The organism is Mycolicibacterium novocastrense, from assembly GCF_001570485.1.
Lineage (GTDB): Bacteria > Actinomycetota > Actinomycetes > Mycobacteriales > Mycobacteriaceae > Mycobacterium > Mycobacterium novocastrense.
Map to the genome: position 1 here is coordinate 434 of NZ_BCTA01000097.1, position 6,947 is coordinate 7,380.

The 6,947-nt window shown below is 65.2% G+C and carries 7 protein-coding genes and 2 pseudogenes; 5 read left to right on the top strand and 4 right to left on the bottom strand.

Annotation, left to right across the window (positions count from 1 at the left end; translation table 11 throughout):
* Positions 1-500 precede the first annotated feature (500 nt).
* The 4 genes and pseudogenes from RMCN_RS29275 to RMCN_RS29290 all read left to right on the top strand — a co-directional run bounded on the left by RMCN_RS29275 (position 501) and on the right by RMCN_RS29290 (position 3,197).
* On the top strand, positions 501-935 hold the full coding sequence (locus tag RMCN_RS29275; protein ID WP_067396623.1) for a hypothetical protein: 435 nt from the start codon (positions 501-503) through the stop codon (positions 933-935).
* A 379-nt stretch (positions 936-1,314) separates the two neighbouring features.
* Positions 1,315-1,854 (top strand): annotated as a pseudogene (locus tag RMCN_RS29280) (IS1380 family transposase); the annotation flags it as partial.
* A gap of 10 nt (positions 1,855-1,864) precedes the next feature.
* Positions 1,865-2,215 (top strand): tyrosine-type recombinase/integrase, encoded by a 351-nt coding sequence (locus RMCN_RS29285; RefSeq protein ID WP_234787830.1) that lies wholly within the window; start codon positions 1,865-1,867, stop codon positions 2,213-2,215.
* Entirely contained in the window at positions 2,181-3,197 is a 1,017-nt protein-coding gene (locus tag RMCN_RS29290; protein ID WP_084377851.1) for a hypothetical protein, read from the top strand. The genes RMCN_RS29285 and RMCN_RS29290 overlap by 35 nt, the downstream gene beginning before the upstream one ends.
* On the opposite strand, the gene RMCN_RS31940 is transcribed toward RMCN_RS29290, so the two are convergent.
* The 4 genes and pseudogenes from RMCN_RS31940 to RMCN_RS29310 form a co-directional block, all read right to left on the bottom strand.
* On the bottom strand, positions 3,194-3,325 hold the full coding sequence (locus RMCN_RS31940) for a tyrosine-type recombinase/integrase (RefSeq protein ID WP_084377853.1): 132 nt from the start codon (positions 3,323-3,325) through the stop codon (positions 3,194-3,196). The two genes, RMCN_RS29290 and RMCN_RS31940, sit on opposite strands and share 4 nt — an antisense overlap.
* A complete protein-coding gene (locus RMCN_RS29300) occupies positions 3,316-4,161 on the bottom strand; it encodes a tyrosine-type recombinase/integrase (protein WP_084377855.1) in 846 nt (281 codons plus the stop codon). Before RMCN_RS29300 ends, RMCN_RS31940 begins: the two co-directional genes overlap by 10 nt.
* Positions 4,158-4,741 (bottom strand): annotated as a pseudogene (locus tag RMCN_RS31740) (tyrosine-type recombinase/integrase). Before RMCN_RS31740 ends, RMCN_RS29300 begins: the two are co-directional and overlap by 4 nt.
* 348 nt (positions 4,742-5,089) lie before the next feature.
* Positions 5,090-6,199: a PLP-dependent cysteine synthase family protein gene (locus tag RMCN_RS29310; RefSeq protein ID WP_067396627.1), complete on the bottom strand. Its 1,110-nt coding sequence runs from the start codon at positions 6,197-6,199 to the stop codon at positions 5,090-5,092.
* 397 nt (positions 6,200-6,596) lie between these two features.
* Here RMCN_RS29310 and RMCN_RS29320 point away from each other — a divergent pair.
* Positions 6,597-6,947, top strand: a 351-nt coding sequence (locus RMCN_RS29320) for a response regulator (protein WP_131808623.1), incomplete at its 3' end; no start/stop codon positions are given.

The window sequence follows — 6,947 nt, forward strand, 5'->3', positions numbered from 1 at the left end:
GTTGGTCCTATCGATGACCATGTGGCAAACGTTTGGCATTGCAAACGAACGATGTTGTGCTCGAGCACTATCCATTATTCCGCGAACATGTGGGTCACTGTGAACAGCCCACCCGCATCCTGAATGTCGCGACACTCGTAGCAGCGTTGGGAGGCTGCCGGCGACCATCGGGTCGGACACCTCACCCGACCACCGTCCGCAACCGGCCTGCCCGCACCAGGCCGCTTACACAGTCTCCCCACTGTTGATGGCACCCGGTGCGCGCCAGCCACATACCGGCTCCAGGCACAGCGCTCGACGCCCAAAAACTCATCGAGTCTTTAACGCCGATCGGGTCTTCAACGAATCTTCATAGGAACTCGATCGATTCGGTGCATATCGCGGCGCACGGTTGAAGTCGGGTAGAGGAGATCGAACCCGACATTAAGCCGGCACTGGCAAGTGCTCGCTTACATCAGATGGCTGGAACGCTAGCCAACGATCACTGACAGGATCCGCTCGTGACGGTCAAGATCAACGTTATGGCAGGTGCAGCCGCCGCTGCCGTTGCGGCAAGTGCCCTGTTCTCTTTGCCGGGAATTGCGTCGGCCGCGGCCCACCTGGAGGGCCAAACCTACGCCGAGGTCACGGGGGTCATCGCGCAGGAGGGCGGCACGGCAATCATCGCGACCCGGGTCGGCGACAGGCTTCCCCTGAGCAAGTGCATCGTCACTGGCGTTTCGAAATCGACATTCGTGAGACCTCCGGTCGTCCAGGCTGTCCCTGGCCGTGACGGGCGGTACGGACGTCAAGGAGTCCGCTACCGAGTGGTCTCCAACGAATACCGGCTTAGCCTGAACTGTAATGCCCCCGCTGCGACAGCCAACACCCCGGGCAACTCGGCGGCAAGCCCTGAAGGCCGGGAAGCCAAGAGAGAGCAGCAAGCTCAGGAATGAAGACGTACTGCGGAAGGTCGGCATTGGTGCAGGCAGGCAGAAAACGAACACGCTGAATGGTTTCCTCGTCGAATGTGAGGTGGATAACTAATACACGGACCCCAGGCGCGGCGACACCACTATCCTGGGTAACCGCGTTAGCCCGCAGCATCACCAGACGAGGGCTGACACTCACGTCGAACTGGTTCAAAGTTCTTGGCGCGAAGCCGGGCCGGAACGGACGACCAAGACTGGGGCCGGTCGGAAGCGCCAATGCGCGGAGGACACTGGGGCAAGCTGTGCCCCGCCGACGCACTGGCCGACGGGGCAATCTCCCTGGGGAGGCCGACCGCCCAGCCACCCAGAGAAACGCGCAGCTCGCTTCCTGATGCCGTTGGCGCTGGCCGACAAGGTCCATATTGCCGAGCCGCGGATCGCGTCCGGGTCGGCGAAACTGGCCACGCTCATTGCGGGGATGTGCGCTGGGGCCGACAGCATCGACGACATCGATGTGCGGGTGGCATGAAGACCGTGTTCGGTGGCGAATACGCCCCGTCGACGGTGGGAACGTTGTTGCGGAAGTTCACCTTCGGTCACGCCCGGCAACACGAGTCGGTGCTGCGCAACCATTTGGTGGCGTTGTGCGGGCGAGTCGAGTTGATGCCCGGGGCCGATGGGCAGGTGTTTCATCGACATCGACTCGCTGCTGCGCCCGGTCTACGGTCACGCCAAGCAAGGCGTTTCTTACGGACACAGCAAGATCGCCGGCAAGCAGATCCTGCGCAAAGGTCTCTCGCCGTTGGCAGCCACGACAAGCACCGCAGGCGTCGCGCCGGTGAGCGCCGAGATGCGGTTGCGCGCCGGAAAGACCGGCTCGGGAAAGGGCGCCGGGCGGATGGTCGCCTCCGCGATCAGCACCGCCCGCGCCGCGGGAGCCAGCAGACATCGACGTGGCCGGCGCGATCCAAACCTATCTGCTGGCTGAGCGCCCCGAGACCGACGCTGATGCACTATTCGTGGTCGCCAAAGGTGCCCACCGCGGACAGCCACTGACCCGGCGGGAACTGCGTACCGTGTTCCGCTATCACCGCGAGCGCTCCGGCGTCGCCGCGGGCCACCCCCACGCATTGCGGCATACGTTCGGGACCGCGCTGGCCGAGGCGGGAGTCGACCTGTCGGTGATTCAGGCGCTGATGGGTCAAGATCATGTCGACTCCGCTGCCGCCTACATCCATTTGGCCTCATCGTTTTTGCGGGCGGAGTTCGATGCCGCCCGCGCTCGGCTACGCGCCCGCCCCTGAGGCCGACCTGCTCGCCGCCTACGCCGAGCATTGCGACCGGCTCGGGTTGATTAGTGTGAACCTTGGTCCGGCCGCGCGCACGTTCCTGCGGCACTGGCCCGACCCGCAGCGGTGGGCCGGCGAGCCGCTCCAGACGCGGTTGGCGATGTCTGATCTCACCCGGTCGTTCGTGATGTACTTGATGCTGGCCGGGCATCTGCGGCCGGGTTATGACTACCTGATCCGCCGCAAGCTGCGCGTGTTCTGGTGTCACCTGCCACCGGGACCGTTGGGAGGACCTGGCCAGATTCCTCGCCGCCGCCGAACTCGGTTTCACCGAACACACCCGCAGCGCCACCGCATCCCAGGTGATCGGCCGACTACTCATCCAGAGCGGAAAGCGACTCGATACATTACCGACAACAACTTCGACGACTTGTTGGCTGCCAGCGCGGCGCGACATGGCCGAGAAAGGCCAGCCGCCATTACAGCAGCGCGGCGCACACTGCCCCAAGTGATGTTCCATCTCGGCGTATTCGCCGAGCAGCCGGTGAACGCAACCAGCCTGCTACGGCAAAGCTTTGCCGAGCGTATGCGGGATGCCACCCCCGCCCTGCGGGACTCGTTGGTGGCCGACCTCGACCGGCTCACCGCCACCCATACCCGCAGCACCGTCACCGGCACCGCGAGCCGACTCAACCACTTCGCCGCGCACTTGGCCGCGATCGACCCAGCATGCAGCCGGGTCCTCGACGTCGGCTCCGCTGCGATACCAGCCCCAGCGGGTGTGCACGGCAAAGCTGTGCCGGTTATGTGGATTCCGCATAACGGCATCAGGTGGACGGCCGGGTTATGCGCCCGGTCGGATCGTTTCTGGTGGCTAGGGGTTGCTGCGGATGTCCGCATAGCACGGGCGCGGCGTCAACGGCCCAGCGAGTCGAACCAGCCGATCAACGCCGCATCCGAGGTCCAGTCCGGCAGCACGTCCGGGGTCGGTGGCTAGGCGTTCTCGATCGCTTTGCATTTGGTCTCGGCGTCGGCGCGGGCGTAGATCTCGGTAGTGGACACGTCGGCGTGGCCGAGCAGGTCGCGAATGTAGTTCAGGTTGACGCCGGCCTGGATCAGGTGCATCGCCCGGCTGCGCCGCAGGGTGTGGGGCGTGACCGACAGTCCGGGCGCCCAGCCCGGTCGTCGGCCCGGACGGCTCGCACGTGGCGGGCGAGGATCTTGGCGATGCCGGATCTGGTCAGTCTGGAGTGGTTGGGCCCGTGGAATAGCGGGTCGGTGTCGGCGCCGAGCCCGGGGTGCGGTTTGCGGTGCTCGAGGTAGTCGGCGATGAGCCCGGCGGTCGGGCCCATCAGGGGCACGTATCGGATCGTGGAATCCTTCCCGTGGATCGTCACGGTGACCGGGTTGGCGGGGCGGATGTCGGCAACGTTGAGGTCGCAGACTTCTTGTGCGCGGGCGGCGGTGTCGTAGGCCAGGGCGAGCAGCACGGTGTCGCGGATGGCGCGTGTACTGGCGGTGCCGGGCTGGGCGAGCAGTACCTTGATCTCGTCGCCGGTCAGGTGTCCCGCATCCGGGGCGGGGGTCTTCTTCCGCCGGATCGCCAGGATCTGGGTGATTTGGTCGAGCCGGTCGGGCTGCTCGACGGCGGTGTAGCGGCAAAACGACTTGATCACCGCCAGGCGCTGGTTGCGGGTGGCTGCCGAGCAGTTGCGCTCGGTTTCCAGCCAGTCCAGGAACCGCAGGATGTGGGGCCGGTCGATGTCGGCGAGGCGCAGTTTCTCTGGAGGTATGCGCTCTGCGGTTTTGAACCAGATCAGCAGGAGTTTGATCGCGTCCCGGTAGGAGGCGATGGTTCTCGGCGAGGCCGCGCGTTCCCCGGCCAGGTGATCGGTGAAGAATTTCGCGAGCTGGCGCCCGGCCAGGTCCGGGGGCGGCGCCGGCCGCTGCTGCGGTGTCATGACTGGTCCTCGGCCGGTGCGGGGATGACGTAGCCGAACCGGATTTGATGGGCTATCACCTCGGGATAGGCATCGGCGGTCAGCCGCAGGTAGTACTGGGTGCCGCGCAGGTCGGCGTGGCCCAGGTAGCAGGCCAGGTAGGGCAACATCGCGGCCACATCGGTGCCGGCTTCGGCCCAGCGCCGCAGGTTGGCGACGGGGAATCCGTGACGCAGCGAGTGCCGATGCGGGCCGCCGGTGAAATGCGGGATTTCGGCGTCGGCCAAATAGCTGCGGAACCGGACGTAGACGCTCGCCTGGTTGATCGGGCTGCCCGGCGCCCTGCTGTAGAAGATGTGAGCGTCGGGTTCGGGCACCGGGTGCGCGGCCCCGATGTAGGAACCCACAGTCGCGGCCAGCCGGCGGGTGATCGGGATGGTCCTGACCGCACCGTTTTCGAGTCCCGGATCTTCAGCGTCCCGGACTGCGTGTCCACGTCCGAGACGGTCAGGTTCAGCGCCTCGGAGATGCGCAGCCCGGCGCCATACAGCACCCGAAACAACACCGGGTCGACCATCGCCTTGTTCGAATATGAGGACATCGGCTGGGAATCGATTACAGCGAACGATCGGCGCACCTCGTCGTCGGTGAACACTTAGGGCACCTGATGACGGGCACGGACCAGGGTTGCCGCGGCCGGCATGCAGGCCTGCCAGCCGGCGGCTTGGGCATGAGCGGCCAGTTGGCGCAGGACCAACTCGTTGCGCCGCAGGGTGCTCGGCCGCAGGTGACGGTCGTAGAGGAACCCCGTCGACCGCTTCTTTGGTGATCGGCCCGTCCGAATAGCCTTCCCTCCGGCAGTGGTCGGCGAATTGGCGCAGCACCCGTTCCGGGCTTTTTAACCGGTATCCGCCGGCGTGACGCACAACGACCAGGCCGGGCAGTGTCATTAGCCCACTGTTTGCATGGGATCGATCACCGTAGCGCAGCGGGTCCATGATGTGACGACCTCGTGGGTGGGATCGTCGATCACGTTGGGCTGCTGCGGCGGCTGTGTTAGCAGCAAGTCATGGCGACGGCAGTAGTCGTCGTTGTAGACAGTGTCGAAATAGCGCTGTGGCCCATCGGGGAAAACTGCGGCGATCGTCGTGTCAGTTGAGAAGGTGCGTGCCGCCCAACCCGCGACCAGCGCGACCGCGCCGACACTCCAACCGCCCGTTGCGTAATGGGTGCCCGCCAAGGTACGGCAGGTCCACACCGCCTCTGCCGGCGCCACCCAGTGCACCTCGTCGAATGCGGCGTAGTCGACGTTGCGTGGATAGATACTCGAGCCCAGCCCTCGCATCAGTCGGTTTGCGGCGGGTTGACCGAAAATCGTTGAGCCGATGGTGTCCACCCCGATCAGGTGCAAGTGCGGATTGAACTGGCGCAGTACCCGCGCGATGCCAGCGGAATGGCCCCCGGTTCCGACCGAGCACACCAGCACGTCGACCGTCCCCAGCTGAGCTTGGAGCTCCAAGGCCAGCGGCCGGTAGGCGTCGACGTTGTCGGGGTTGTTGTACTGGTCGGGCTGCCACGCCTCGAGGTCTTCGGCCAGTAGCTGCGCGACGCGGTCTTTGCGCGCCTGCTGCCATCCGCCCGTCGGGTGCGGCTCGGTGACCATTTCGACGTCGGCGCCGTAGGCCCGCAGCATCGACACGATGATGGGCTCCATACCCGGATCGGTCACCACGGTCACCGGATGGTGATACACGATGCTGGCCAACGCCAACCCTAAGCCCAGTGTGCCACTTGTGGATTCGACGATGCGCGCACCCGGACGCAAGTCTCCGCGTGCTCGGGCGCACTCCACCATGTGCATTGCGGGGCGGTCTTTTAAGCCACCGGGATTGATGCCTTCGAGCTTGGCCCAAAATCCGCGGTCCGCGCTGCTGAACGGCTCAGAAACCCGCAGTACCGGTGTGCGGCCGACTAGGTTGTCCGGTCGTTCGTAGCGGCCCAATCCGCGGTACTGCGCCGCATGTAGTTCGGGCGCATGGATAGACAAGGGATGACTCATGTGATCGTCGCTTCTCCATCGATCGGGGACGAGCCTCGGGGGCCGTCCGCTCGGGTCTTATCGACCGGGTCAATCGACATGTCGCCCGTCGCCACACCCAAGTTGCGGGTATTCCGGTCGCTGGAAAAGGCGCCAAACCATGCGACCGCCGTCGCGACCACAGCCGTCCAGGATGCGGCCAACGTGCCGCTAGCCACCAGCCAGCTCTCCCAACCCCAGTACGGCACCATGTATCGACCCGGCCTTCCTTTCGATCTCCAAGGTGCCCGCCCACGTCCGCTGATTCAGTGGAGGTTTTGTGAAGATTTGCTCAAGACCTGATCGGCTGGCGCCAGTGTGCCGCGGGCGAGCCCAGTGTCGGTGTAACTGGTAGCTGTTCACGGGCACTATGGACGCTATGGATGGCACGTCAACTCAGGGAGGTCTGGGCGCGCCGGGCTACCGAGCCTTGATCGTCGACGACGAGGCGGCACTCGCCGAAGTGGTGGCCAGTTATCTGCAGCGCGAACAGTTCGAAACCCGCACCGCCGTTGACGGCTCGCAAGCGGTGGCTCTGGCGCGTGAGTTTGATCCCGACGTGGTGGTGCTCGACGTGGGGTTGCCCGGTGCCGACGGGTTGGAGGTGTGCCGGCAGCTGCGCAGCTTCTCTGATGCATACGTGGTGATGCTTACCGCCCGTGACACGGAAATGGACACCATCGTAGGGCTGACCGTCGGCGCCGACGACTACATCACCAAGCCGTTCAGT

Bases quoted from the DNA above. Each gene is read 5' to 3' on its own strand.
- RMCN_RS31940 (WP_084377853.1), bottom strand. From the start codon at position 3,325: ATGCACCTGATCCAGGCCGGCGTCAACCTGAACTACATTCGCGACCTG.
- RMCN_RS29310 (WP_067396627.1), bottom strand. From the start codon at position 6,199: ATGAGTCATCCCTTGTCTATCCATGCGCCCGAACTACATGCGGCGCAG.
- RMCN_RS29300 (WP_084377855.1), bottom strand. From the start codon at position 4,161: ATGACACCGCAGCAGCGGCCGGCGCCGCCCCCGGACCTGGCCGGGCGC.
- RMCN_RS29290 (WP_084377851.1), top strand. From the start codon at position 2,181: ATGCCGCCCGCGCTCGGCTACGCGCCCGCCCCTGAGGCCGACCTGCTC.